General features: G+C 44.2%; 1 pseudogene. It reads right to left on the bottom strand.

What is annotated here, in order from left to right:
* Window positions 1-208: pseudogene (locus tag EOC06_RS39930) on the bottom strand (porphobilinogen synthase); the annotation flags it as partial.

Consider the following 208-nt stretch of genomic DNA (forward strand, 5'->3'; position numbering starts at 1 on the left):
ATCACGGACAATATCCAAATATGGCATACCAGGCTTAACAATCATGAAATCCGCGCCTTCTTCCACATCTGATTCAGCTTCTCTCAAAGCTTCCATACGGTTAGCAGGATCCATTTGATATGCTTTTCGGTCACCAAATTGCGGAGTGCTGTCAGCTGCTTCTCTGAATGGTCCGTAGAATGCAGATGAATATTTCACTCCGTATGAC

This window comes from Mesorhizobium sp. M7A.F.Ca.MR.362.00.0.0 (assembly GCF_004023175.1).
In the GTDB taxonomy this organism is placed as follows: Bacteria; Pseudomonadota; Alphaproteobacteria; order Rhizobiales; family Rhizobiaceae; genus Mesorhizobium.